The following is a 26,637-nucleotide window of genomic DNA, read 5'->3' as shown; positions in this document are numbered from 1 at the left end:
AAAAGGCTTAGCCTTATTGACAACACTCGGTATTTCAAGCATCAGCAATGGTCTTATGGCTCAGCAGGCCCCAGTTTCTGCAGCTCAGGATCCAGCTATTTCTAAAGACATCCGTGAATTTTTGAATGCACTTAACAGCTCAGGAGGAAAACCATTGGAAACCTTACCTATCCAGGCGGAAAGAGATGTCTTAATCAATGCTCAGAAATCCGTAAAATTTGATTATTCCGATATCGAAGAATCTGAAAGAACCATTACTCAGGACGGCCAAACCGTAAAAATACACATCGTAAAACCAAAAGGTGCTAAAAAAGATCTTCCTGTATTCATGTTCTTCCATGGTGGAGGATGGATCTTGGGAGACTACCCTACCCACAAAAGATTAGTGAGAGACTTAGTAGTCAATAGCGGTGCTGTCGCAGTATTCCCGGACTACACCCCTTCTCCCGAAGCACAATTTCCTGTAGCTGTTAATCAGGCTTATGCCGCTACAAAATGGGTAGCGGAAAACGGTAAGCAAATCGGTGTGGATGGAACAAGACTGGCTGTAGTAGGAAACAGTGTCGGAGGAAACATGGCAGCCGTAGTTGCATTAATGGCCAAAGATAAAAACGGACCGAAATTAAAACAGCAGATCTTATTATGGCCTGTAACAGATGCGGATTTCAGCAGACCGTCTTATACAAAATATGCTGAAGGAAGATTCCTTACTACACCCCTGATGAAATGGATGTGGAACAACTACCTTCCTGATACCGCACAAAGAAAAAACAAATACGCCTCACCTCTTGAAGCTTCCCTGGATGAATTAAAAGGATTACCTCCTGCATTGGTTCAGATTGCTGAGAATGATATTCTGCATGATGAAGGATTGGCATACGGAAGAAAATTGGATGAAGCAGGAGTACCTACTACCATTCAGGAATACAAAGGATTCATTCACGATTATGGAATGCTGAACCCGTTGGCACATATTCCTGCAGTACAGATATCCATAGATCAGGCCGCAGTAGTACTGAAAGATGCTCTATTCAAAAGAAAATAAACTGAGTTATTTAATATAATTATTTTGAGTCATAGCAGGTAGACAATACCTCGCTATGACTTTTTTTATAGGATAAATAAGTTAACCGTTTTGGCTACAACAAAAATAGATCCGGCTACATGAATCTGCTATTTAAATCAGAAATTTGATCTATAAAAATAACGATATGAAAGTATTTGTAACAGGAGCTTCCGGCTTTATCGGCTCCGCAGTAGTAAAAGAGCTGCTTGATGCAGGCCATGAAGTTACAGGCCTTGTCCGCTCCGAAGAGTCTGCCAGCACTGTAAGACAGGCAGGAGCAAAAACATTACAGGGAACCCTTGAAGATCTTGATATTCTCCAAAAGGGAGCATCCGAAGCGGATGGAGTAATCCACACCGCATTTATCCATGATTTTACACAATATCAAAAAGCCAATGAAGCAGATAAAGCAGCCATTACCGCTATGGGAGAAGCTTTGCAGAACACCGGAAAACCAATCATTGTAACCGCCGGCATTTTGGGGCTACCAAAAATCAATGGCGTGATTACTGAAGAAAGTACCTCCCAAAATTCAGCACCAAGAAGTTCGGAAGCCACCGCTAAGGCTCTGGTGGAAAAAGGGATTCATGCCTCTGTGATCCGTCTACCGCCTTCAGTACATGATCGGGGTGATAAAGGATTTGTACCTTTCCTTATTAATCAGGCCCGTAAAAACGGATTATCTGCCTATGTAGAAGAGGGCAGCAATCACTGGCCTGCCGTTCACCGTCTGGACGCTGCCCGGCTGTTTCGCCTTGCCCTTGAAAAATCTGCAAAAGGAGCTTTATACAACGCGATTGGAGATCAGGGGATAACCGTAAAAGAAATAGCCACCCTCATCGGACAGCAGTTAAACCTTCCCGTACGCTCTTTATCACAGGAAGAAGCTCCCAATCATTTTGAATGGATGAGTGGATTCATCGGGTTCGACAGTCCGGCTACAAGCTATACAACACAGGAACAGCTTGGATGGAAACCTCAGCATATCGGTTTGATAGAAGATCTGAAGAACAATTATTTTTAATCTCTTTCTTAACAATTTCTGTAAGGCCAATTACATATTTTGTAATTGGCTTTATAATTCATGATAAAAGTCCTAACTTTCTCTAAAGAAAACAGCCTGATACATTATGCCCGGAACAGCTCCCATAAGAATAAAAACCATCAGTGAATTTCATCGGTACAGAGGATTACCTCAGCCTGACCATCCTTTGATCAGTGTAATCAATTTTGATCAGATCCCACCATCTACAAAAGAAAATAAAGAAAGCTGGATACTGGATTTTTATTCCATTGCCATTAAAAAAGGACTAAGCGGAAAAGTAAAGTACGGTCAGCAATCCTATGATTTTGATGCCGGTGTCATGTTTTTCATATCCCCGAATCAGGTCTTTGGAATAGAAAGGGAACAACCCGCTTCCCCGCTCTCCGGCTGGATGCTTCTTATCCACCCCGATTTTTTATGGAATACCGCATTAGCCAAAAATATCCGCCAATATGAGTTTTTTGACTATGCCGTGAATGAAGCTCTTTTTCTTTCTCCCAAAGAAGAATCTATTATCAACGGGCTCATGGAAAGCATTCAGTATGAATATCTGTCTACTATCGATAAATTCAGCCAGAATATTATTGTTTCACAAATAGAGACTTTATTAAACTATGCCCAAAGATTCCATCAACGGCAATTTATTACACGGAAAATTAGCAGCCACCAGATCCTCGAAAAGCTGGAAACGACACTGGAACAATATATCAACAGCAGTGAACTGACCACAAAGGGACTTCCTTCCGTACAGCATATAGCCGACAGTCTCCATATTTCTCCCGGCTATCTGAGTAGTTTACTGAAAACCCTCACAGGAAGAAGTACCCAGCAGCATATCCATGATAAATTGATTGAAAAAGCTAAAGAAAAACTGTCCACCACCCAGCTTACGGTGAGCGAGATAGCTTATGAACTGGGATTCGAGCATTCGCAATCCTTTTCCAAACTTTTTAAATCCAAAACTAACTTTTCACCATTGGAATTCCGGCAGTCCTTTATCAAATAATCAATTTAAAACCAAAATAACATGACTCAAAATAACGCCGGCTTACTTCTTCGGGATCCGGATCTAAAACCTTCCGATGCTCTGTTCAGCTCTATCCTGCCCAACCCGCTGTATCATATCCTGCAAGAAGTCCAAAAGCATATTGAACAAACCGGATTAATGCTGGAATGGCGCTTCTATAAAGATGGAAAAGCATGGCTGGGAAAAGCAGTTCACCAAAAGAAAACCGTTTTCTGGCTTTCCCTGTGGGAAGATTGCATCAAAACAAGTTTTTATTTTACCGAAAAGACCCGCCCGGGTGTATTCATGTTGAATATCAGTCAGAATTTAATTTCCGGTTTCAGGCTGGCTGCTCCCTCAGGAAAACTCATTTCATTGATCATTGATTTAAGAGAAGATAAAGACCTTCAAGATTTTAAAACCGTCATGTCCTATAAAAAAGTTTAAAATGAACAGGAAGGAAGAATTGATAACGCAGCTTCGGACAATCTTACAACAGAATGCAGATGCCGGTACACTGGCATCCTCTTCAAGGTTTTTTAAAGAAGGCGAACGAGCTCAGCTATATGGAGTAAAAACTGGTCTCGTTAACAAAATAGGAAAAGACTTTTATAGCCGGATCCGATCATTTTCCAAATCAGAAATATTCGAAATCGCAGAAGAGCTGTTGCAATCCCGTTATATGGAAGAAGCTTTTATCGCTTTCATCCTTTCCGAGGCACTGGAAAAACAATATGAGCCTTCTGATTTCAACGTTTTTGATCATTGGATAAATACTTATATCGACAACTGGGCAACTTGTGATACTTTATGCAATCACACGGTAGGAAATTTCGTCATGATGTTCCCCGAATATATTCATGAATTAAAAAAATGGGCTCAATCCGACAACCGCTGGGTAAAAAGAGCTTCTGCCGTCACTCTGATCATCCCTGCAAGAAAAGGATTATTCCTCAAAGATATCCTGGAGATTGCAGATATTCTTCTTAAGGATAAAGATGATATGGTTCAGAAAGGATACGGATGGATGTTAAAAGCTGCAAGTGAAGCTCATCAGCAGGAAATATATGAATATGTACTTTCACACAGATCCGTAATGCCCCGTACCTCACTCCGGTATGCTATTGAAAAAATGCCTAAAGAACTGAAACAGGAAGCAATGAAAAAAGAATAAATCCCGAAAGATATTATGATAAACTCCATTTAGTCACACAAAAAGCATAATAACCATAATATTAAACAGAAAACGAAAAAATATTCTATTTTTACTTAAAATTAGAGTCTCATATTTAACAGCTGCTATATAAATGCAAAAAAAATTAGACACCTATCCTTTTCTGTTTACCTTTAACAAAAACCAACTGATCAATACCACTACTATAAAAGAAAGGCTCAGTCGTAAACCTCATGACCTCTTCACTCCTCACCGCACCAATTTTCATATGATCTACCTGTTTACGGAAGGAAAAGGAAAACATTTAATTGATTTTAAAGAATTTAACGTCAAAGAACAGTACATTCTTTTTATCTCGCAGGGCCAGGTGCATGCCTTTGATGCAGAAGAAACTTATGATGGCAGGGCACTTATTTTCACCGATGACTTTTTCATTCGCTCAGGAAGGGATCAGGAGTACTTTTACAACAGCCTGTTATTCAATTCTCTTCAACAGCCTTATTTTAATACAAATACTGACTTTAAAGAATTAAAATCCGTATTTATAGAAATTTATAATGAGCTGAAAAAGCCCACCGATAAATTTCAGGGAGAGATTTTACACAATCTCCTCTATCGTATTTTTCTGCTTTCGGAAAGACAGTTTGAAAAACAGCAGCAAATCCCCTGTCCGGATCCCAGGAACCTGCAATTGGTTGCCCGGTTCAAAAAACTTGTAGAAAACAATTATAAAATACACAGACAGGTAAAATTGTATGCTGATCAATTATTTGTTTCACCCCGTACGTTACAAACAGCTACATCCCAAATTTTAGGAAAAACCCCGAAAGAATGGATAAGTGAAAGGGTATTAATGGAAATTAAAAGAATGCTTGTATATGATCAATTATCCGTAAAAGAAATTGCAGCTCTCATTCATTACGAGGATTCCACCAATTTGGTAAAATTTTTTAAAGAAAAGACAGGGATCACCCCGACAGAATTTAGAAACCAGTTTAGAAATTTCGTACTTTAACCATTCTTTTTTGGGTTTTGATAATACCAGTTACTTCCCGCCATAATACCTTTGGCTTTATTATCTAAAAATAACTGCCATGACAAAGCCGAAAGGGTACAGACGTATCATCAATTCGTATATCACACTTCCCATCTATATCGGGTTAATTTTCACAATGCTGATCAATGGATGGAGTTTTTTCTCCGGAGATCACGCAGACATATTAAAATATCTTAATATCTATAATAATTCACCTCTGGAGCAATACCCGTCTTATTTTTCCAGTCTCTTTTATATCACCGGCATTATTCAAATTGTTTCCGTAATTATTCTTATATACGCCCTGATTGAAAAATATTTTTTCAAAAGTTCTTCCTCTTCCCTTTTGCTGTGGGGAATTCTTATCTCACTGTTTGCCGTGTCTATTTTTGGTTTTATGCTCAGAATTATTTCAAATCATGGAGGTTCAGCCAACCTCTTTTTTTATCTGTGTATTCTCTACTTCCTCCTGTGGTACACGGAAAAACATGCTTCCGATAGCCAAAATACATTATTCAAAAGAATTAAGCTATTTCCTGTTTATTTTTCTCTTTTTTATACCATGGGATTTCCCGGATGGCAAAAGCTTATCAATACCTCCGAAGTTATGGGCAAATACATTAAAATGTTCAGTACCTCTTTCCTGGGTAAGCTTCCGGGAGGGGTAGCACCTTTTATCTATTTTCTGGGAACCCTGGAAATTATCGTTCCCCTACTTCTTATAATCAGCCTCCTTAAAGGTGAATTTAATCCACAAAAAAACGCTCTCTTTCTCAATATAGCATTATTCATCAGCATATGTACTTTCATTATGCTAAGCTTTGGATTAAGTATACTGATCAATTATCCCGGATCTACCAATCTTATTTTCTATGCTATTTTCAGTTTAGGGCTTTATCAATATATTTCCTATTCAAAAAATTAAGAGCAAAAGCAGCAGCATATATTTACAACCATAAATAATAGTACCGGATCTGCAATTATTCAAAAAACTTTCGGAAATTTGCAGTCTGTGCGTTAAATGTTAATCAATGAAATAAAAAATTTAATTTAAACATACAGTAAAACTTAGTATAAGTTTTCTTCGGGGCAGGGTGAAATTCCCTACCGGCGGTTACAGTCCGCGACTCCTTTTTTATAAAGGACTGATTTGGTGAAATTCCAAAACCGACAGTTACAGTCTGGATGGGAGAAGAAAATGAAACAATCAATAAGGCTATCTTATGGACTTATTGTGTTGTATTTCATTTCCATGTACCGAAGAGCTATTTAACTTTTTAAAGTAAATACACATGGAAACATTATTAGAAAAATTCGGATCAACATCCGCAGAACGTGTAGAAAATGCACTTCTAAAATTACAGCAAGGCAAAGGAATTCTTTTAGTAGACGATGAAAACCGAGAAAATGAAGGCGATATCATCTTTCCTGCCTCCACCATCACAGAACAGGATATGGCACTTTTGATCCGCGAATGCAGCGGAATTGTCTGCCTATGTATCTCAGAGGAAAAAAGCAATCATCTGAACCTCCGTCCGATGGTAGATAAGAACACCAGTAAAAACCAAACCGCTTTTACTATTTCCATTGAGGCTAAAGAAGGAGTTTCTTCAGGAGTTTCGGCAAAAGACCGTGTAACTACCATTCAAACTGCTGTCGCTTCTCAAGCTCATGCGGATGATATCGCAAGTCCGGGACATGTTTTCCCCTTAATTGCTAAAAAAGGCGGAGTCTTTGAAAGACGGGGGCATACGGAAGGAAGTGTAGACCTGGTAAAACTTGCCAACCTTGGTGACGATGCCGTACTTTGTGAACTTACTAACGAAGATGGCTCCATGGCAAGACTTCCAGAGATTGTGGATTTTGCCACCCGCAAAGAAATGAGTGTGGTCACCATCGAAGATATTTATGTATACCGTAAAACGGTGATCAGTCAAAATTAATAATCTTATTTAACGTACAGAAAAAGGCTGCTTCCTAAGGAAGCAGCCTTCTTTATTATTAAATAGCAAGTCCGGCGGAGATTCTCTCCGCCGGACTGTTTTTTATGCATTATAAACTTCCTTAAACTTGGCCGCAAGTTCGTCCAAATAATGGCGCTGTACATATACACTTTTTACCTCTTCGTATCTAGGTGACTTATAGAAAACTTCATGGAAGTCCATACTTCCGTTTCCTACTTTTACAATCTTCTGTACTTCTATATTCAATTTTTTTAATTCATCTTTAAAAACCTGAAATTCATTTTGTATCGTATTCATCTTTTTCATTCTTTTAATTTAACTTTTCTTTTATATATTTATATAACTTCCTTATATACAATACATAATTGTATAACGCAGAATATAATTCTTTAGTATAACTTATAGGCTCAACGTCCTGTTGAGAATCTTCTAAGCTTCCTATCTCTAATTGAGATTAATAACTGTAAAAAATTTGGGATAACCTAACTCCAGCAATTACCATACCAAAACAACAATTCAACAACGAATAAATTTCTGATATTTTTTAAATTATACGGAGAATTTATTGTATTTTAGTTAAAAACATGCTTGAAAATTATGAAATTTTATATTTTATTTCTATTCTTAGTCTTTTCAGTCGGAATATATGGACAGGACTCCCTCGTTACTGCTCCCAACATCACTAAAGACACGAAATTCGGGCTGGCGCTGAGTGGCGGCGGTGCTAAAGGTTTTGCCCATATAGGAATTCTAAAAACATTGGATTCTTTGGGTATCAAGGTAGACTATATTACCGGAACCAGTATGGGAGGGATTCTGGGAGGTTTATATGCTATGGGTTACAGCGGTAAAGAATTGAAAAGTATGATATATTCTACAGACTGGAAAAGGGTTCTCAGTAATAAAATCCCTTACAATAAAGTGAACATCAGTGAAAAAGATGAGTATAATAAATACATCATAGAATTTCCTGTTATTCATGGAATGCCTTCCCTACCCAGTTCCTTTATAGAGGGACAGTATATGTCGGAAGTATTGAATACTCTTACCTTTCCGGCAAAACATATTAACGATTTCCATCAGCTTCCCATCCCCGTAGAATTAACCTCATCCGATATTGTAAACGGCGGGCTCGTTATGCAGAAAGAAGGTTCTCTCCCGCTGGCGATAAGATCCACCCTGGCTATCCCCGCTGCTTTTGCCCCGGTTTATATCAATGGAAGACTGCTTGTAGATGGTGGACTAGACAGAAACTTTCCGGTTCAGGAGGTGAAAAACATGGGGGCTCAATATATTATAGGAGGATATACCGGCTTCAGGCTATTCACCAAAGAAGAAATTGAAAATCCCATGAAAATGATCTACCAGACTCATGCTTTCCGTTCGGTGGAAGATTTTAACCACCAAAAAGAAATGTCCAATATACTGGTAGATTTTGTTTCTCCTTTAAATAACTATACAACCAAAGATTTTAAAAATTATAAAGAAATTATAAAGATCGGTGAACAAACAGCCAAAAAACATCTTCCTGAATTTATAGCTCTTGCCAAGGCTCAGCGCGAGGCAGGAATCACCTATGAGCATAAACTGATAGAGGAAGTGAAGCTTCCTACCATACAATTCACCTATAGTGAAGATAACGGAACACCACTGGACAATCCTTCAGAAGTGGAAAGCATACAAAAATTAATGAATCTGGAAGCAGGAAAATATTATGATGCGGAAACAGTGAATGCAGCCATTGACAGGGTATTCGGGATGAGACAATATGAAAGGGTATATTACACTTATACGCGTGCCGATAACGGACTTATCATGAATATATTCATAAAAAGGAACCGTTCGGCAGCTTTTAAGCTGGCACTTCACTACGATAATGAACAGTCTGTGGGAATTATTGTCAACTATACATACAGGGATTATACAAAAGCAAAATTACGGGCTTTAGCCACCGTAGACATTGCCGAACGTCTGAAGGCCCGCTTACAATTTCAAAAATTTTTAGATAACGGGCTTCGCTGGTGGATAAGTACGGAAGGTAGCATCAGTCATTTAAAAAATAATGATTTGCTGTTAAGGGTAGCTCAAGCAGGAATAGATACAATAAATAACATTTATATCCCTGAACATATTTATAGAAGCATTAATGTAAATACCGCTATCAACTATTCCGTTTCTCCTAATGCTATGGCAGCAATAGGGGTAGAATTCAATTCAGAAAGAATTTACCGTTTACTGGATAAAATCGGACAGGCCGTTACCAGTTTTTATGACAAAAGGATTTATCAGCATACTAATTTTGACCTTTTCTTTAAATTCAACCAAAACAGTTTCAATAAAAGATTTTATCCATCTTCCGGAAATAACCTGATGTTTATTACTAAATATTATTGGGGAGACCGATACAACCTGTATGATCTTGAGAAAATGCAGCCTAATTTATATGACTATTTAACCCCGGACTTTCAGGATTATGTAACTCCCAGGAATCTGATCAGCTTAACTGTTAATGAAAACTATGTACAACCTGTTACTACCAGATTTTCCATCAAAGCAAATGCTTTTTTAGGAGCTCAGTTTTCCCCCAAAAAAATATCTCCGGAAGAAACCCCTTATCTCTTTATCAACCAAAGGTATAATCTGGGAGGAAGCGAATACAATACGGGAGGGTACAGTCCTGAGTTCAATGGTTTCCGCCAAAGAGAAATCCTGGCAGGGTCCGCTGCTAAAGTAGGCATTGATTTCCAATATCAATTATTAAATAATCTCTACATTACTCCTTCCATTCAATACGCTTCCGTAAGTGATGTACTATCTCCTTTTAAAGATTCAGTAAATATATTGGGATATGGATTGAATTTAGGATATGAATCCATATTAGAACCTATTAACTTCAATATTTCAAAGAATAATTACACGGATATATGGAGAGCTTATTTCAGTATAGGCTTCAAATTTTAACCTGATTGATGTAAAAAAGAGAGCAAAATTTGCTCTCTTTTTTTTTATTTTGAATGCTGATTCTGTCCTTCTTCTACTTCCACTTCATGTCTCAGCTGCGCTTTATATAAAGTGGCATAATATCCGTTTTTATCAAGCAACTCCAAATGCTTTCCTTCTTCCACAATTTTCCCGTGTTCCATGACGATGATCTTATCCGCCTTCTCAATCGTTGAAAGCCTGTGGGCAATGATGATGGAGGTTCTGTTTTTTGTAATTTTTTCTGTGGCCCTTTGGATCAGTTTTTCACTTTCATGATCAATGGAAGAAGTGGCTTCATCCAAAATCAGAATCTTAGGATCGGACAGGTAAGCTCTCAAAAAGGACAACAGCTGACGCTGCCCTAAAGAAATGGATGAACCTCTTTCACTTACCACATAGTCATAACCTCCCGGAAGTCTTTCAATAAACTCATCCACCTCAATTTCCCTGGCACCCGCTTTTATTTTATCCAACGTAATCGTTTCATCTCCAAAGGCAAGATTTTCAAAGATACTTCCATGAAATAGAAATACATCCTGCAGTACGACTCCAATATGACTTCTGAGATTGTATAATTCATAATCTTTCAGATCCACATCATCAATGAGAATCTGACCGGAATTAATATCATAAAGTCTTGTAATCAAACTGATAATAGTAGATTTCCCGGCACCCGTTGCCCCTACGATAGCTACTGTTTCTCCGGGATTTACTTTAAAATCAATTCCTTTTAAAACTTCCTGCTTATCATCATAGGCAAAACGGACATTCTTAAATTCTATTTTTCCGTCGAAATGGCTCTTCATCACTTTTCCTTCATTAGGCATTTCAAAGTTTTCATCCATTAATCCTAAAACCCTTTCCGCACCTACGATTCCTCTCTGGATATTATTAAACCTGTCTGCAATCTGCCGTAAAGGTCTTATCAGCATTGAAATATATTGAATAAAAGCAATCACTACCCCGGCACTGATGGTAATATATCCTCCATAAAAAAGGATAAACCCGATGAACAGGGAAGAAATCAATTCCACCACAGGGAAAAATAAAGAGAAAATAAATACTGTTCTCAGTAATGCCCCTTTAAGGGTAATATTGATATCATCAAATTTTTTAAATTCCGCTTCCTGCCTGTTAAAAACCTGTATGATAGACATTCCCGCCAGTCTTTCCTGTACAAAAGAATTCTGGATCGCCGTCCAGTTTCTTTCATCTCCAAAAGCCTTTTTCAGCCTTTTCTGGAAAAAACGGGTGATCACTACCATTAAAGGCAGGATGGCAAGCGTGATATAACTCAAATGAACGTTCGTACTGAACATCATCACCAATACGAATATGATCCTTAAAATATCTCCGAAAACCATCAGGAAACCGTCCGTATATACGGTAGCAATAGTTTCCACATCACCTACGGCACGCGTAACCAGTTGGCCGATAGGAGTTTTATCAAAAAAAGATGTTTTGAAGTAAACCAGCTTAGCATACAGCCTCTGCCTGATATCACGAATAACATTCTGGGAGATAAAATTGGAAAAGTAAACCAGAAAAAAGTTCAGAATCGTTTCCGCAAATACCAACCCGATCAAGATATAAATATGCTTCATCATCAATCCCTTGTCCTGCAGCTTCGTAATATCATTATCCACCACTTCCATGGTAAGATAAGGCCTGTAGGTAGAAACAACAGAAAGGATGATAGAAATGATCAGGGTAAGAATAAACCAGGAACGAAATTTCATTCCTATAAAGAATAATCTTTTAATAATAGACCAGGTATCTTGTTTTTTCATTGTCAGAATTGGGGAGGGAATAAAATAAAATTCTCTGCAAAAATAAGACTTTATAATTTTAATGCCTGAATAACCTTCTAAAAAAGACCACGAAAATTTCCGATGACTTTCATTTAAAAAATAAATGGTGATTTTTTAAGCTTAACAATCCTTTTCGGCTAAAGCTCTTCCCCCTTTCCTATTTCTTCGATTTCCAGGATAGGTTTCTGAAGTCTTTCCTTTTCAAATTTTCTTTCCAGGAATTTATAACCACCATATACCACCAGTATGGAAATCAGCCATCCGATGAGGTTCACAAAAGAAAAAGTACTGTAACCTTCTGCATCCAAAGATCCCGGCTGGGTCATTTCTTTGTAAAAGCCATATGAAAAGCCAAAAAGAATCTGGACTCCGAAGTAAATAGCAATGGCAAGAAGTCCGAAATGCCATTTGGTTTTACCAAATTCACCGGCAAGCCCGGCATAGTACCGGTAGGCACCTGCCAGAATGATTATTGACATCATAGTTATTCGTTTTAATTTTTAAAAGTCATATCCTACATCCACCAGAAACAAGCCCTGTGCAGGAGCAGAAGTTCCCGCACTATTACGGTTTTTGTTTTCTATAACCTTACGAAGATCTTCCGGCTGTATTTTCCCGGCCCCTATTTCCACCATAGTTCCCACAATAGCCCTCACCATATTCCTTAAAAAACGGTTGGCAGAAACCGTAAACTTCAGCTCACTGCCGTGCTGCTCCCACTCCGCTTTAAAAATCTTACAGATATTGGTTTTATTATCCGATTTAAGCTTGGCAAAGCTGGTAAAATCTTCGTATTCAAATAAGATCTTACAGGCTTCATTCATCGCATGGATATCCAGCGGACGCTTCCAGTGCTGCCACGCAGAATCTATCGTAAAAGGATTTTTTTCTAAGGAAATATAATATTCATAGGTCCGGTAAGTAGCATCAAAACGGGCATGAAAATCTTCTTTTACCGGAAATATCCTTTTAATGGAAATGTCGGGAGGCAGAAAACTGTTCAGCCTATGGGTAAGCTGATCATCCACAAGCTGCTCCGTATCGAAATGAGCAAATATTTTTTTAGCATGAACTCCCGTATCCGTCCTTCCTGCTCCCGTAGTTTTAATCTTTTCTCTTAAAATCGTTGATAACGCCTTTTCCAGTTCTTCCTGTACAGAATTATCCTTCGGCTGGATCTGATAACCGAAATAATTCTTGCCACAATAAGAAAACTCAATAAAATATCTCAATGCTATAAAATAATTTCACAAAAATACTTTAATTTTATAAAAATAATGAAGTCTTTTTCTGAAATAATTGTTGAAAACTACTTCATAATAACTATTAAATCCTTCCTAAAATTCCTATTTTTGCAAATGTATGAAAAGATGGTACCTCTATCCTTTTTCCCTCGGCTATCATTTTGTTACGGGTTTCCGCAACACGATGTATGATTTGGGAATTTTTAAATCTACAAAATTCAGAACTCCGATCATCAATGTCGGTAATCTCTCCGTGGGCGGAAGCGGAAAATCCCCTATGGTAATGTATCTGGCACAGTTCCTGTCCAAACATTACAGGACCGGCGTGCTTTCACGCGGGTACGGAAGGCTTACCAAAGGCTATGATGTCACAAACTATGACAGCAACTATAAAATGGTGGGTGATGAAGCCATGCAACTGTTTGAAAGATTTAAAAACCGTTTTGTAATTGCCGTATCCGAAGAGAGAGTTCCGGGTGCCAAAAAGGTTATTTCAGATATGGATCTGGGCGTGTTAATTCTGGATGATGCTTTCCAGCATCGAGCTATAAAAGCAGGATTTAATATTCTGATGACAGATTTCAATGATCCTTATTTTAAAGATCATATCCTGCCCGCAGGAGATTTAAGAGAGTCAAGAGCCGGTGCCAAAAGAGCGGATATCATTATGGTGAGTAAATGTCCCGATGAGCTTACGGAAGAAACCAAACGGTATTATATTTCAAGGATTAAACCTACCGGACATCAGAAAGTATTCTTCTCATCCATCGATTATGATGAGAATGTATATGCAAAAGATAAAATATTACCGGATAACAACCTGAATTATTATGATATTCTTTTAATTACCGGAATTGCCAATCCTAAGCCACTTTTGGAGCATCTTTCCAAATTCTCACAAAGAGTAAAGCATATGAAGTTCAGAGATCATCACAACTTCTCTGAAGATGATATTAAAAAAATTGTTGCCGAATATAAAAAGCTCGGTGAATATAAAATTATTCTGACCACAGAAAAAGATTATGTACGCCTAAAGACTTTTGATTATCTGAAAGATATACTTTATTACTGGCCCATCAATGTTATCATTGACAAAAAGGAAGAGTTCAACCAAATCATCCTGGATTATGTTAACAAAAATTAAGGAAACTGCAGACTTTATCAGGAACATTATCCGGGATACACCGGATTTTGCCATTGTATTAGGATCCGGATTAGGAAAATTACAGGATGAAGTAGAAGCCATTCATACTTTAGAATATAAAGAGATCCCCCATTTTCCCCAAACTACTGTGGCAGGCCATGGAGGAAAGCTCATATACGGTATTCTCGAAGGCAAAAAAGTTCTCATGATGAGCGGACGCTTCCACTATTACGAAGGCCACTCTATGGAAACCGTAACATTTCCTGTCAGAATATTTCATCTTCTCGGAATTAAAAACCTTCTTCTTTCCAACGCATCAGGAGGAGTAAATCCTACCTATAAAGTAGCTGATATTGTTATTCTGAAAGACCATATCAATATGATGCCGGAGCATCCTCTCCGTGGAAAAAATATAGACGAGCTGGGCCCCCGCTTCGTAGACATGAGCGAACCTTATCATAAAGGAATGATCGCAGTAGCTGAAAAAGTAGCCCGTGATAACAATATCAATGTTCCCCAGGGCGTATACGTTGCCTTACAGGGACCTACCTTTGAAACCCCTGCAGAATATGGAATGATCAAAATGATAGGAGGTGACATGGTAGGAATGAGCACCGTTCCCGAAGTCATTGTAGCCAAGCATATGAATATGAATGTATTCTGTGTTTCCGTGATTACCGACCTGGGAGGTCCGGATATTGCTTTTCCTGTCTCTCATGAGGAAGTTCTGGATGCTGCCAATAAGGCCATGCCAAATGTAATCACCCTGGTGAAAGGTCTGGTGAAAGAATATCATTAAGTTTTCTAATCATAATGTTTTACTAATTCTATATAAATTGATCCCTATTTGCGTTTCATTTTCTAGATTTGTAAAAAAATTTTCAATGAAAAAACTGCTGATATTTTTAACGATAAGTCTTGCAAGCTTAAGCTATGCTCAGCAAACTCCTAAAGTAATAAAGACCAGTTTCTCAAAAGAAGCACTGAGCCAGAAACTGGAAGATGAAGAAGGAAAAAGCCTTACGGTGCAGGATATTCTTAATCAACATAAGGGAAAAGTTCTTATCATTGACTTCTGGGCAGGATGGTGCCAGGACTGTCTGAAAGCCTTTCCTAAAGCTAAAGAACTGGAGAACAACAATCCCGATATTGATTTTGTATTCTTTTCACTGGAACGTTCCAAAGAAGGTTTTGACAGAAGCCTGGACAGATTTGATATGAAAGAGAAAGAAAACTATTGGTTTGCCAGCGGATGGAAAAACGGCTTCAATAATTATATTGACCTTAACTGGATTCCGCGCTATATGGTAATCGATCAAAAGTCTAATATTGCCAAATACTATGCGATCTCCCCTGAAGATCCTGAAATCCAGTCTACGATTAATTCACTTTTAAAATAATTTCCTGATGATCTTCAGAGAAGCAACCATTCATGACTTACCCATCCTCCTGGAATTTGAGCAAGGAGTTGTTTCCGCTGAAAGACCTTTTAATCTCACCCTTACAGAAGGGGAAATTCATTATTATGATTTAAACTCTTTAATGGAATCTCCGGACTCCGTTTTAATGGTGGCAGAAGAAAACGGCGAGGTCTTTGCCTCCGGATATGCCACCATAAAGAATAAAGAAAAGCCTTATTATAATTTTGAACAATATGCTTACCTGGGCTTTATGTTTGTAAAGCCTGAATACCGGGGAAAAGGAATCAATCAGCTCATTCTGGAACATCTGACAGAATGGTGTAAGACAAAAGGGATCTCCGAGGTAAGACTTGAAGTTTACGACCGGAATGAATCTGCCGTAAGAGCTTATGAGAAAGCCGGTTTTGAACCTTTATTACTGAGTATGAGACGAAAAATATAATTATAATTAAATGAATCCATATCTTTGTGATATGGATTTCCCTTTTTCCATACGAAAGATTATTCATGTAGATATGGATGCTTTTTATGCTTCTGTAGAACAGCATGATTACCCTGAACTAAGAGGGAAACCTATTGCCGTAGGAGGTGAGCACCGTGGCGTAGTGGCAGCAGCAAGCTATGAAGCCAGAAAATTCGGAGTCCGCTCAGCCATGTCCAGCAAAACCGCTAAAGAAAAATGTCCTGACCTCATCTTTGTAAAGCCCCGTTTTCCCAGATATAAAGAGATTTCCCAAAAAATCAGAAGTATTTTCTATGAATATACGGATCTGGTGGAGCCACTGTCTCTTGACGAAGCTTATCTGGATGTTACGGAAAATAAAAAGGAGCTCGAATCTGCCAATCAGATCGCAAGGGAAATCCGTCAGAAAATATTCGAGCAAACCGGATTGACTGCTTCTGCAGGAATTTCAGTTAATAAATTTTTAGCGAAAGTCGCTTCGGATATCAATAAGCCTAACGGACAAAAAACCATCCACCCGGAAAAAATTGAAGAATTTCTTGATGAGCTTCCCGTAGAAAAGTTCTATGGAGTCGGAAAAGTGACCGCCAACAAAATGTATACCCTAGGAATTTTCAAAGGGAAAGATTTAAAGAAAAAAACACTTGAACAGCTTACCGGTCTTTTCGGTAAATCCGGAATATATTATTATAATGTAGTCCGTGGTATTCATAATTCCGAAGTAAAGCCGAACAGAATTCAAAAAAGTGTAGCCGTAGAACGTACATTCTTCGAAGATCTGTTTGATGAGCAGCAGATCGATGAAAAGCTGACCAGTCTCAGCGCGGAACTCCAGCAACGATTACAGAAAAATAATATCCTGGGACGTACTCTTACTTTAAAGATCAAGTATAAAGATTTTTCCCTGTTTACCAGGAGCATAACCAAAGATGAATACTTCTGTACCGAAAAAGATTTTTTCCTGACCTCCAAAAAGCTCTGGGAACTCCGACCTTTTGATAAACCTGTCCGCTTATTGGGACTTTCTCTTTCCCATCTTAATACGGAAGAAAAAAAACAGGTTTCCGTACAGCTGAAAATACAATTTCAGGAGTTTGAGAACGATTAATTGAGATTTTTTCAGTAAATTGTAGGAAATCAAATCCTTATTTATATGAATTCTACGATGATTCAATTTTTCCACTGGTATTCCGAAGGAGACGGAAAGCTATGGAACGAAGCAGAAAAACAGGCAGAATATTTATCTCAATTAGGAATTACTTCGGTGTGGTTCCCTCCGGCGTACAAAGGGACCAGTGGTGGATATTCCATTGGTTACGACGCGTACGATCTTTTTGACCTTGGAGAGTTTGACCAGAAAGGAAGTATTCCCACCAAATACGGAACCAAAGAAGATTATATAAAGGCTATCAAAGCGCTCAAAAAACGCAACATCCAGATTATTGTTGATATCGTTTTAGGCCATAAGGCCGGTGGTGACGAACTGGAAACTTTCAAAGCGGTAAAAGTGGATGAAGACAACCGCGAGAAAGTAATTTCAGAGGTAATTGACATTCAGTCTTATACTAAATTTACATTTCCGGGAAGAGAAAAAAAATACTCCGATTTTGAATGGAATTTCATGTGTTTCAGCGGAGTGGATTATGCGGAGGGAATGGATTCGCATATTTTTAAAATCCAATCTGAATACGGAAACGATTGGGAAGAAATGATTGATGACGAAAAAGGCAATTATGATTACCTGATGTACAACGATATAGAACACCGTAATCCGTATGTTCGTGAAGAGCTTAATCATTGGGCGAAATGGTATTTTGACCAGACTGATTTTGACGGAGTAAGACTGGATGCCCTTAAACATATTTCTTTTGATTTTTATAAAGAATGGCTTACTCTTCTGCGCTCCAATTCAGGAAAGAATATTTTTGCCGTCGGAGAATACTGGGCTCCGGGCTATCTGAACCTGCTTCAAAGATATATCGAGGTTACTGAAGGATGTATGAGCCTATTTGACAGTTCTCTGCAGAATAATTTCCATAATGCTTCCCGTGAAGGAGGTTCCTACGACTTGAGAAAAATTTTTGATCAAACCCTTACACAAGCCGATCCTCTTCATTCCGTAACGCTTGTTGACAACCATGACACACAACCGTTACAAGATCTGGAAGCACCTGTGGAACAATGGTTTAAACCGCTAGCCTATGCTTTAATATTGTTAAGAAAAGACGGCTACCCATGTGTATTTTACCCGGATTTGTATGGCGCTCATTATATTGATAAAGACCGCGAAGGTAACGATCAGGAAATTTTTCTGGATAAAGTGGATGGTATAGAAGAGCTGCTTAAAGCCAGAAAAGACTATGCCTATGGAAAGCAAAAGGATTACTTTAAAGATATCAATTGTTTGGGATGGGTTCGCGAAGGAGATGAAAAGCATTCCGGCTGTGCCGTTGTTTTAAGTAATAAGGATGCCTACCATAAGCCTATGGAAATGGGAAAAAAATATGCAGGAAAAACTTTTTACGATCTGCTGGGTCGATTTGAAGATAAAGTCAAGATCAATGAAAAGGGCTGGGGAGATTTTCCCGTTCCTGCCGGAAATGTGAGTGTCTGGGTCCCTGAATAATTCCTTTCAGGGAAGCACTTTTTTCAGTTCCAGTATTTGGGGGATCTCGGCATCCCCTGCAATAATTCCGGTTCTGGCAAAGTCCGCCCATCTTGCTCTCAGCTTTTTCCCGTTTTCATGAACATATTTCCACGGAACGTCTTTTAAAAGTCCCGCGGTTTTCCACGCGGTTTCATTTCCGAAAATAAGCGGTAAGTCTACACAATGGGCTGCTCCGATATAATTATTTTCAATAGTGGAATGCAGTCTGAAGAGATAAATATTTCCTCCGGCCTTTGCATAGGTTTCCGCAAATACCCTTGCCGGTTTTCCATAGATGTTTTCTGTGGTCAGGCGGATGGTTTTGTCTAATATTTTCTGTCCCCATCCTTTTCCTAAATATTTGTTCATAGACTCTGAGGTCCTGAGATAAAAAGCGGTTTCATCATCATTCATCCCGATTAAGACATCATATTTTTTAGCATTTTCTATCCATCTGGCCACTGTTTCATTTTCTTCACATAGCGGAGGATATCCGTATTGAAGACCAAATGGCATCGCCGCTTTCAGCCCGTACTTCATCATGGAAGGAACCAAAGGCTTGTAGTCCTCCATCATTTTCATTACATCGGTTCCCTCTTTAATCCGGTCTGTTTTCCGGAAAAATTCAGCGGACATCTTCTGTCTTCCATTACGAAGTCCTAAAGGGGCACTGTGGATAATCACCCGTTTGAACAGACCCTCAACTCCCTCTGTAATCATCAGGTGAGCCACCGCATCTCCTCCCGAAGATTGTCCGAAAAGAGTTATATTTTCCTGATCTCCTCCAAAGCTTGTTATATTCGTTTTAATCCATTTTAAAGCTTCAATAATATCAAACAGCCCCAAATTCGGCGGTCTTTTTTCATCATATCCCAAAAACCCGAACATTCCCAGGCGGTATGAAACAGAAACCACAATAATATCCTGTTCTTTTACCCATACACTGGGGTCTGAAGTCGGCAAATCTCCGCATCCTACTTCATAAGATCCTCCGTGAATCCACACTACAACAGGTAGTTTTTTATTTTCATCAATAAGTTCCGGACGGGTAATGGTAAGATATTGGGGAGACTCGTTAACTTCAAAACTATCGACATTGGTTTCTTCGATCATTTTTTCCAATAATGGACTTATATTCTGAGGGCATACGGGAATTTTCTCAGGAATTAAAACATCGACGTCCGAAGGTGAAGACGGAACCGGTTTCTGAAACCTCTCCGAATGGGCATAACGGATGCTCCTGGCCTTAATGACACCATCTTTTTTTAAAGCTGTAATTTTACCAAAAGGAGTATGAAAAACGTGAGTACCTATATTCTGTTGAACCTTCATCTCAAAACCGGGAATTTTTATCTCTTAAAGATAAGCCTGTTTTTTCTAAAAACCGAATTTCCCGCTATAATTTAGTTCAATATTTTATATTCGCTGGGAGATAGGCCCATTTTATTTTTAAATAACCTTGTGAAATGCTGAGGATATTTAAAGCCCAGATCATAGGAAACTTCACTGATGGATTTCTCCGGATCCAGAATTCTTTCTTTAGCCACCTCTATCAGTGTATTGTGAATAAACTCCTGAGCTGAGATTCCAAGTTCTTTTTTAATGAGGTCACCAAAATAATTGGCGGAGAGATTAAGTTTTTCTGCAAAATAATTAACCATCGGAAATCCTAATGTCTTAGGTTTTTCAGATTTAAAGTATTCATTAAGAAGAGTTTCAAATTTATTGATTACCCCTTGATTCACATGATCCCTGGTTACAAACTGACGGTCATAAAAACGCATACAATAGTTAAGAAAGAGCTCGATATTGTTAACGATAAGTGATTTGCTGTGCTTGTCAATGGATTGCTCCAGCTCTAATTTAATGTTGGAAAAGCAGTCCAGTATAATTTCCCTTTCTCTTTCCGAAAGGTGTAAAGCTTCATGGACGTCATAAGAAAAGAAAGTATAATCTTTTATATTTTTACCCAGACCAGTTCCTCTGATAAGATCGGGGTGAAACAGCAGTGCATGGCCGGCTGGCTTTATATAGGACCCATCATTTACGATTCCGTATGTCTGTTCCGGAGCTATAAAAACCAGGGTCCCTTCCTGATAATCGTAATTGTTTTTCCCGTAATGCATATCTCCACACATTACATCTTTCAGGAATACGGTATAGAAACCGAAGGCTCTTGTATACTGACAGATCACATCTGATTTTGAAAAGTCCACCACACTGACCAAAGGGTGCAGCGTTTCATGGTTAACCATTTTGTTATACTCTGCGATTGTTTCTATTTTTTCGACTTTCAGACTTTCCATGGAAAATATTCTTTAACTCCTTCAAAGGTAATATTTTCACTTATTAATTTTCCTGTCTCCTGTAAAAATGGTAAATTATTCTGTAATATATATAAGCAGTAATTATATAAAAGTATCGACTTTTGTAGGGGTACAGAAATTGAAAAAACAACAATAAAAAATAAAGATCAAATGAGTACATTTTCAGTAAAGGCTTATGGAGCCGAGTCGGACATAGCCGATTTAAAAGAAATGAATATTGAAAGAAGGGATGTAACTCCTCAGGATGTGGAAATAGAGATTCTCTATTGCGGGGTTTGCCATTCTGATCTTCACACTGCCCGTAATGACTGGGGAGGAACGATTTATCCGGCTGTTCCGGGTCATGAGATCGTAGGAAGAATTACTAAAACAGGAAGTGGTGTAACGAAATTCAAAGTAGGGGATCTTGCAGCAGTAGGCTGTCTTGTGGATTCCTGTAGAACCTGTGAAAGCTGTAAGCAGGATCTTGAGCAATATTGCTTAAACGGATTTACCGGAACTTATAATGGTCACGATAAACATACGGGAGGGCATACCTATGGAGGTTATTCCGAAAAGGTAGTGGTAGATGAACACTTTGTCCTGAAAGTTCCTGAAAACCTTGATTTGGCAGCAGTAGCCCCATTATTATGTGCAGGGATTACTACATGGTCACCTTTAAGACACTGGAATGTAGGTCCGGATTCTAAAGTAGCGGTTGTAGGATTAGGAGGATTGGGACATATGGCCATTAAGCTCGCAAAAGGATTGGGTGCAGAGGTTACTTTGTTTTCCAGAACACCCGGAAAGACTGAAGACGCTAAACAATTGGGAGCTGATCATGTTATTATTTCCACCAACGAAACTCAAATGGAATCTGTGAAAGGAAAATTCGATGTTATCATTGATACGGTTCCGTATGTACATGATGTCAACCCGTATGTAAGCACTTTAAATATTAACGGAACTCATGTCCTTGTAGGTTATCTGGGAGGTTTAGAGCCTATCTTAAATACTGTTCCTATGATCATGGGAAGAAAATCCGTAGCCGGTTCTGTAATCGGAGGTATTGCGGAAACACAGGAGTTACTTGATTTCTGCGGGAAACATAATATCGTTTCAGAAATTGAGCTTATCAAAATGCAGGAAATCAACCAGGCTTACGAAAGAATGTTGAAAAGTGATGTACGATACCGTTTTGTAATCGACATGAAGTCTTTATAAAATTTTCATCCTTATATATAAAAAAGCATGATCATTCAAACGATCATGCTTTTTTTGTTTTATACTAAAATTTTATTTAAGTGTCCTTTTTAAAACCTTCAATTTTCCATCAACCGGATATTCTATTTTCAGCTTTAATAGTTCTGCTACTAAAGGATAAACATGTACATTATCAAATTCATCTATTACCAGATTATTTTTGAAGCCGGGTCCCCATGCATAGAAGGTAGCTTTCATCTCCGGAACTATTTTAGGATTATAGCCGTGTTTTCCTACTGACGATTTTTTACCTTTTTCGAGGAAGATCTTAGGAGCTCTCGGAATTAAAAGTATCTGCCCTATTCTGTTATATTTATCATCTTTTGAACTGAAATGAAGGTATTTAGGAAGCTTTTTATCCAGGTACACTTCATAATCATCTGTCTTATTATTTTTAAGCTCTTTATACACCGTCTTTACTTCGGCAGGATTCTTCACCACCACTCTCAGTAATGTCTGTGAATTATAAAAATCAAATCGTTCTTTATTGAAAAGGATTGCAGGAATTTCCAACGGCTCTCCTCCATCCACTTGGATCATTCCGTGATCTGATACAAAGATAAAATTCACATTTTTTAAGCCTAAATCTTTTACTTTCTGAACAAGCTCACCGATGGCCTGGTCTATAAGATGAACGGCTGTCTCTGTTTCTTTGGAATCGGGTCCAAAGTGATGTCCGCTGCCATCTACCTCCGGAAAATATAAGGAGATAAAATGCGGTCTTTTATCCATCGGCAGCTTTAACCAGTTGATTACTTTTTCCACTTTTTCAGAAGGAGTAAATTTTTCATGATAAGGGTAATAATAGGTAGGTCTCTTTCCTCCGGCATCACTTGCCGATCCTACCCACATCATGGATGCCGTCACCACCTTATTTTTTTCTGCCAGTCCCCACAGCGGAATACCTCCATACCAACTGCCGTCTTCCGCCGTTTTACGATTATTCAAGGCATATGCTTCTTTTCTTTTATAATCGTAAAAATAATTGTCTATTAATCCGTGATGGGAAGGATACAGTCCTGTAATTAAGCTCCAGTGATTAGGAAAAGTAATGCTGGGATAGCTGGGAAGCATGGCTTTTGCCTGAACGCCTTGCCCTGCCCAATGTAACAGATTCGTCGCATTATATTTTTTGGCATAATCATAACGGAACCCGTCTGTGGAAATCATGATTACATAAGGCTTGGTCTGGGCTTCTATGCTGTTATACCGGTTAGGGATAATAATCTGTGTGGTATCTACCGGTGTTTTCTGTGCACAAAACCAAAGGGAAATAAAAAGAAATACAAAATGGAATCCTCGCTTCATTGTTTAAATTTTTGTGCAAAGGTAATGTCTTACATATTCAGATAGCAAATATGACGTATAAAATATAAATTTTTAATATTAAATTATATTAACAAATTACAAATAAATAAAGAATAAAATTCACCATATAGTTATTTAATTTAAATTTATAATCTGAATATTTCAAATTATATGAATTTTAACCAAAAACATTTATTATGAACAATTTTTCGAAACCTTTATTTAGACTTTTCAGTCTTAAAATGCAATTCTATTCAAATCTTCAAAACTATTTCCAGTGTATAATAGTTTTTATTCTTTTAGGTTCAGCCAGCATTAAAGCTCAGAATCCTACCACCAACTCTAATGGTTCTACACAATTTATAATAGACGATATTTATCAGTCACAACAAGGCCCCAACATTGTTAAATCTTTCTATTATAAATTCTCTGCTAATAGCAAACATTATGCACTTATTCTGAATGGCCGTCTCACCATGGCCATGCTGGATCAAGAACTTTATATTAGCACCCGGGATATGATATCAAATACCCCTCAGCAAGGAAACATATTAAACACCTATGCGCCTAGTCCCAATACTGCTAATATTTATTTTATCTACGAAATAGTATCTGAAGAAATGGTTTCGGCCCAGATCGTAGAAACTGATAGTGATGAAAACTATATTACAAGTAGTCCTATTTATACGATGACCACCCATTCTTTTAACGATACAACAGATGAAAATATATTAAAAATTGACAATGTAGATGATAATAATAGTCTCATGGTACAACAAATGGCTTACTATACCCATCCGGAAGTATCCCGAGATGAAAGGGACATACAATTTAGCCAGCTTGAATGTTTAATTCCAGTTCTATCAATTGCCAATCAGTTTCTCAGCAGACCATGCGACCTTGTTAAGAGTTCTTTAAATTATATTTCAGGGGATAATAATTCAGGTACCTCTAACAATAATTCTTTCAATCCACAAATCACTGAATTAAGCTGGGATCTGACAGATTATATTCTTAGTGGGGAAAAGAATGCCTATTCAGGGTATGCAGCAAGTCAGACCTGCGAGCTTCCGTTACAGACTGTATTTTCAACTCGTAAACCAAGATCTCCGGAGGGAATAGACTGCCTGTATGATGTGACAGAAATATTGACCCCTTATCTTCGATTAACCAACTATGATTTTAATTATTCTCATTTTCAGACCGTAGTTAATAATATTTTAAGCAACGGTAATACCGGACTACGCACTGCAGAAAATGCCAACATTGATGATGAGCTGATCAATGCAGTTAATACCGTTACTATAGAAGCTAATCTAACAACTATTGATTATATGGTCCAGCTCCAAGAAGCTGCCAACTTATATGGTTCTACCATAGCTTTCCAGACTACGGTTGCAGAAAGCATCAACCCCGGCCCTTCTACTTCCCAGGCTTCGACGTCAGAACCTCTCTCCACCGCCATTGGCAACTATGAACTTAGGCTTGCCGGTATGAGTGTCAATCAGTTCCGTCAAACTTATCCGGAAGTAGCTCCCCGAACTTATACTAATGACCAATGGAGCACATCAAGCACTCCCTTTATATCTTACGTTGTAGCAAATCCTAATGCTCAGCAAATACAGGAAGTCATTAATATTCTTCACGGATGGTATCCTCCATCTCTTAATCTTCCGTTTGATGTCCAGAGTGAGCGGCCTACAACGATATCAGAAGAAGCTGCGATTGCTTCAGAGACATTATTAGCCATGGGAGAAGGCCTTTCTTATTCACTTATAGAGTCATTACAATCTAACAATCCTAATAATGTAATCATTTTTGTTTATCATCAGGACCGGCCTGTCTCATTTTTGTTAGGAAATGTAAATACTGAATCCAGAATAGCTTCCATATCATATTCTGTAAGTAATCCTGATAATCTCAGAGTTCCTTATTCAAATACAGCGGTTCGTGGAAGTGGGCAATATGCATTACAGCAATACATTGAATATTGTATTAATAATAATATTAATGTTATCAATTCTTTTGTAGTTACAGAAGTCTCTGCCAGAGTAAAAAGAAAATTCGGGTTTATTCATGAAGATGACGAGCCTGGTGGTGCAGCTGGTTCATTCATGAGAATGAATATCAATAATGCCAATGAAATTATGATTGCAGAAAATCCTATTAGTGGAAATGAAATCAAATTCGTTGGTGATATTAAAAATATAAAAAATATTGTAGTATCGGATGCACGAGGAAATATAGTGTTTAGACGATCAAATCCTTTTACAAATACAAATTCAATTAGTATAAAAGATATTAATCCTGGTATCTATTTTATCAATATGGATGGGAAAACTTATAAAGTTCTGAAGAGGTAATAGAATAAATATTTTAATCAATAAAAATGCCCTGAAAAAATCAGGGCATTTAATCTATATGTGGGTAATCTTACGCTTGCACGTTATTTCCTCCTAATACGAAAGGTTCAACTTCTTTGATTTCACCAAATTGTTGCTCATAGTTTGCAATATTTTGTTGAAGAGCAGTTAAAACTCTTTTAGCGTGAAGTGGAGCAAGGATCACTCTTGATCTCACCTTAGCTTGTTGTACTCCTGGCATTAATTGGATGAAATCTACTACGAATTCAGATGGAGAGTGGTTTACCAATGCAAGGTTTGCATAGATTCCAGCCGCTACCATTTCATTCAATTCGATGTTGATGTTTCCGTCTTGTGGATTTTGATTTTGATTGTCCATGTTGTTGTTAATATT

The 26,637-nt window shown here is 38.1% G+C and carries 25 protein-coding genes and 1 riboswitch; of the genes, 17 read left to right on the top strand and 8 right to left on the bottom strand.

All coding sequences use genetic code 11. The features are described 5' to 3' along the window. Positions 1–55: 55 nt before the first annotated feature. From ABJ974_RS02640 to ribB, 8 genes are all read left to right on the top strand, one after another. Positions 56–1,045 (top strand): alpha/beta hydrolase, encoded by a 990-nt coding sequence (locus ABJ974_RS02640; RefSeq protein ID WP_419870941.1) that lies wholly within the window; start codon positions 56–58, stop codon positions 1,043–1,045. 166 nt (positions 1,046–1,211) lie between these two features. Then, entirely contained in the window at positions 1,212–2,090 is an 879-nt protein-coding gene (locus ABJ974_RS02635) for an SDR family oxidoreductase (RefSeq protein ID WP_419869835.1), read from the top strand. 106 nt (positions 2,091–2,196) lie between these two features. Then, complete coding sequence (locus ABJ974_RS02630; protein WP_419869834.1) at positions 2,197–3,117, top strand: helix-turn-helix domain-containing protein; 921 nt, start codon at positions 2,197–2,199, stop codon at positions 3,115–3,117. Between the two features lie 21 nt (positions 3,118–3,138). Further along, a complete protein-coding gene (locus ABJ974_RS02625; protein ID WP_419869833.1) occupies positions 3,139–3,564 on the top strand; it encodes a DUF3788 family protein in 426 nt (141 codons plus the stop codon). A gap of 1 nt (position 3,565) precedes the next feature. Continuing rightward, positions 3,566–4,291: a DNA alkylation repair protein gene (locus ABJ974_RS02620; protein WP_419869832.1), complete on the top strand. Its 726-nt coding sequence runs from the start codon at positions 3,566–3,568 to the stop codon at positions 4,289–4,291. A 133-nt stretch (positions 4,292–4,424) separates the two neighbouring features. Then, positions 4,425–5,306, top strand: a complete 882-nt coding sequence (locus tag ABJ974_RS02615; RefSeq protein WP_419869831.1) for an AraC family transcriptional regulator — start codon at positions 4,425–4,427, stop codon at positions 5,304–5,306. A gap of 79 nt (positions 5,307–5,385) precedes the next feature. Further along, on the top strand, positions 5,386–6,252 hold the full coding sequence (locus tag ABJ974_RS02610) for a hypothetical protein (RefSeq protein WP_419869830.1): 867 nt from the start codon (positions 5,386–5,388) through the stop codon (positions 6,250–6,252). Between the two features lie 151 nt (positions 6,253–6,403). Continuing rightward, a riboswitch (FMN riboswitch) is annotated at positions 6,404–6,528 on the top strand. A 91-nt stretch (positions 6,529–6,619) separates the two neighbouring features. Continuing rightward, positions 6,620–7,270, top strand: coding sequence for a 3,4-dihydroxy-2-butanone-4-phosphate synthase (gene ribB, locus ABJ974_RS02605; protein WP_419869829.1), 651 nt, complete (start codon positions 6,620–6,622; stop codon positions 7,268–7,270). 102 nt (positions 7,271–7,372) lie between these two features. On the opposite strand, the gene ABJ974_RS02600 is transcribed toward ribB, so the two are convergent. After that, the gene (locus tag ABJ974_RS02600; RefSeq protein ID WP_419869828.1) at positions 7,373–7,597 is read right to left on the bottom strand and encodes a hypothetical protein; all 225 of its coding nucleotides are present in this window, start codon (positions 7,595–7,597) and stop codon (positions 7,373–7,375) included. 291 nt (positions 7,598–7,888) lie between these two features. On the opposite strand from ABJ974_RS02600, the gene ABJ974_RS02595 reads away from it, so the two are divergent. Continuing rightward, positions 7,889–10,252, top strand: coding sequence for a patatin-like phospholipase family protein (locus tag ABJ974_RS02595; protein WP_419869827.1), 2,364 nt, complete (start codon positions 7,889–7,891; stop codon positions 10,250–10,252). Between the two features lie 44 nt (positions 10,253–10,296). On the opposite strand, the gene ABJ974_RS02590 is transcribed toward ABJ974_RS02595, so the two are convergent. From ABJ974_RS02590 to truA, 3 genes are all read right to left on the bottom strand, one after another. Beyond that, positions 10,297–12,063 carry an ABC transporter ATP-binding protein gene (locus tag ABJ974_RS02590; protein WP_419869826.1) on the bottom strand — a complete coding sequence of 589 codons (1,767 nt, stop codon included), beginning with the start codon at positions 12,061–12,063 and terminating at the stop codon, positions 10,297–10,299. 158 nt (positions 12,064–12,221) lie between these two features. Next, complete coding sequence (locus ABJ974_RS02585) at positions 12,222–12,566, bottom strand: hypothetical protein (protein WP_419869825.1); 345 nt, start codon at positions 12,564–12,566, stop codon at positions 12,222–12,224. A gap of 18 nt (positions 12,567–12,584) precedes the next feature. Then, entirely contained in the window at positions 12,585–13,316 is a 732-nt protein-coding gene (truA, locus tag ABJ974_RS02580) for a tRNA pseudouridine(38-40) synthase TruA (RefSeq protein ID WP_419869824.1), read from the bottom strand. 130 nt (positions 13,317–13,446) lie between these two features. Here truA and lpxK point away from each other — a divergent pair, with 130 nt between their 5' ends. From lpxK to ABJ974_RS02550, 6 genes are all read left to right on the top strand, one after another. Then, positions 13,447–14,472: a tetraacyldisaccharide 4'-kinase gene (lpxK, locus tag ABJ974_RS02575; RefSeq protein WP_419869823.1), complete on the top strand. Its 1,026-nt coding sequence runs from the start codon at positions 13,447–13,449 to the stop codon at positions 14,470–14,472. Continuing rightward, entirely contained in the window at positions 14,456–15,271 is an 816-nt protein-coding gene (locus tag ABJ974_RS02570) for a purine-nucleoside phosphorylase (RefSeq protein ID WP_419869822.1), read from the top strand. Before lpxK ends, ABJ974_RS02570 begins: the two co-directional genes overlap by 17 nt. Before the next feature lie 85 nt (positions 15,272–15,356). Then, positions 15,357–15,872 carry a TlpA family protein disulfide reductase gene (locus ABJ974_RS02565; protein ID WP_419869821.1) on the top strand — a complete coding sequence of 172 codons (516 nt, stop codon included), beginning with the start codon at positions 15,357–15,359 and terminating at the stop codon, positions 15,870–15,872. Positions 15,873–15,879: 7 nt separating this feature from the next. After that, on the top strand, positions 15,880–16,335 hold the full coding sequence (locus tag ABJ974_RS02560) for a GNAT family N-acetyltransferase (RefSeq protein ID WP_419869820.1): 456 nt from the start codon (positions 15,880–15,882) through the stop codon (positions 16,333–16,335). A 31-nt stretch (positions 16,336–16,366) separates the two neighbouring features. Then, a complete protein-coding gene (gene dinB / locus ABJ974_RS02555) occupies positions 16,367–17,464 on the top strand; it encodes a DNA polymerase IV (RefSeq protein ID WP_419870940.1) in 1,098 nt (365 codons plus the stop codon). Positions 17,465–17,509: 45 nt separating this feature from the next. Beyond that, complete coding sequence (locus ABJ974_RS02550) at positions 17,510–18,982, top strand: alpha-amylase (RefSeq protein ID WP_419869819.1); 1,473 nt, start codon at positions 17,510–17,512, stop codon at positions 18,980–18,982. Between the two features lie 6 nt (positions 18,983–18,988). On the opposite strand, the gene ABJ974_RS02545 is transcribed toward ABJ974_RS02550, so the two are convergent. Both ABJ974_RS02545 and ABJ974_RS02540 read right to left on the bottom strand, forming a co-directional pair. After that, the gene (locus ABJ974_RS02545; protein WP_419869818.1) at positions 18,989–20,335 is read right to left on the bottom strand and encodes a carboxylesterase family protein; all 1,347 of its coding nucleotides are present in this window, start codon (positions 20,333–20,335) and stop codon (positions 18,989–18,991) included. 71 nt (positions 20,336–20,406) lie between these two features. Further along, positions 20,407–21,309: a helix-turn-helix domain-containing protein gene (locus tag ABJ974_RS02540; protein WP_419869817.1), complete on the bottom strand. Its 903-nt coding sequence runs from the start codon at positions 21,307–21,309 to the stop codon at positions 20,407–20,409. 171 nt (positions 21,310–21,480) lie between these two features. On the opposite strand from ABJ974_RS02540, the gene ABJ974_RS02535 reads away from it, so the two are divergent. Next, positions 21,481–22,533: an NAD(P)-dependent alcohol dehydrogenase gene (locus tag ABJ974_RS02535; RefSeq protein ID WP_419869816.1), complete on the top strand. Its 1,053-nt coding sequence runs from the start codon at positions 21,481–21,483 to the stop codon at positions 22,531–22,533. 72 nt (positions 22,534–22,605) lie between these two features. Here ABJ974_RS02535 and ABJ974_RS02530 read toward each other — a convergent pair whose 3' ends face one another. After that, positions 22,606–23,880 carry an alkaline phosphatase family protein gene (locus ABJ974_RS02530; protein ID WP_419869815.1) on the bottom strand — a complete coding sequence of 425 codons (1,275 nt, stop codon included), beginning with the start codon at positions 23,878–23,880 and terminating at the stop codon, positions 22,606–22,608. Positions 23,881–24,077: 197 nt separating this feature from the next. Between ABJ974_RS02530 and ABJ974_RS02525 the strand changes: the two genes are divergently transcribed. After that, positions 24,078–26,243, top strand: a complete 2,166-nt coding sequence (locus ABJ974_RS02525; RefSeq protein WP_419869814.1) for a T9SS type A sorting domain-containing protein — start codon at positions 24,078–24,080, stop codon at positions 26,241–26,243. 70 nt (positions 26,244–26,313) lie between these two features. Here the strand turns inward: ABJ974_RS02525 and ABJ974_RS02520 are convergent, their stop codons facing one another. Further along, positions 26,314–26,622, bottom strand: coding sequence for a DUF3467 domain-containing protein (locus ABJ974_RS02520; protein WP_419869813.1), 309 nt, complete (start codon positions 26,620–26,622; stop codon positions 26,314–26,316). Between the last annotated feature and the right edge of the window lie 15 nt (positions 26,623–26,637).

The sequence above is a fragment of the Chryseobacterium sp. CT-SW4 genome (assembly GCF_048572715.1).
In the GTDB taxonomy this organism is placed as follows: domain Bacteria; phylum Bacteroidota; class Bacteroidia; order Flavobacteriales; family Weeksellaceae; genus Chryseobacterium.
This window is presented reverse-complemented; position numbering and strand designations above follow the sequence as displayed.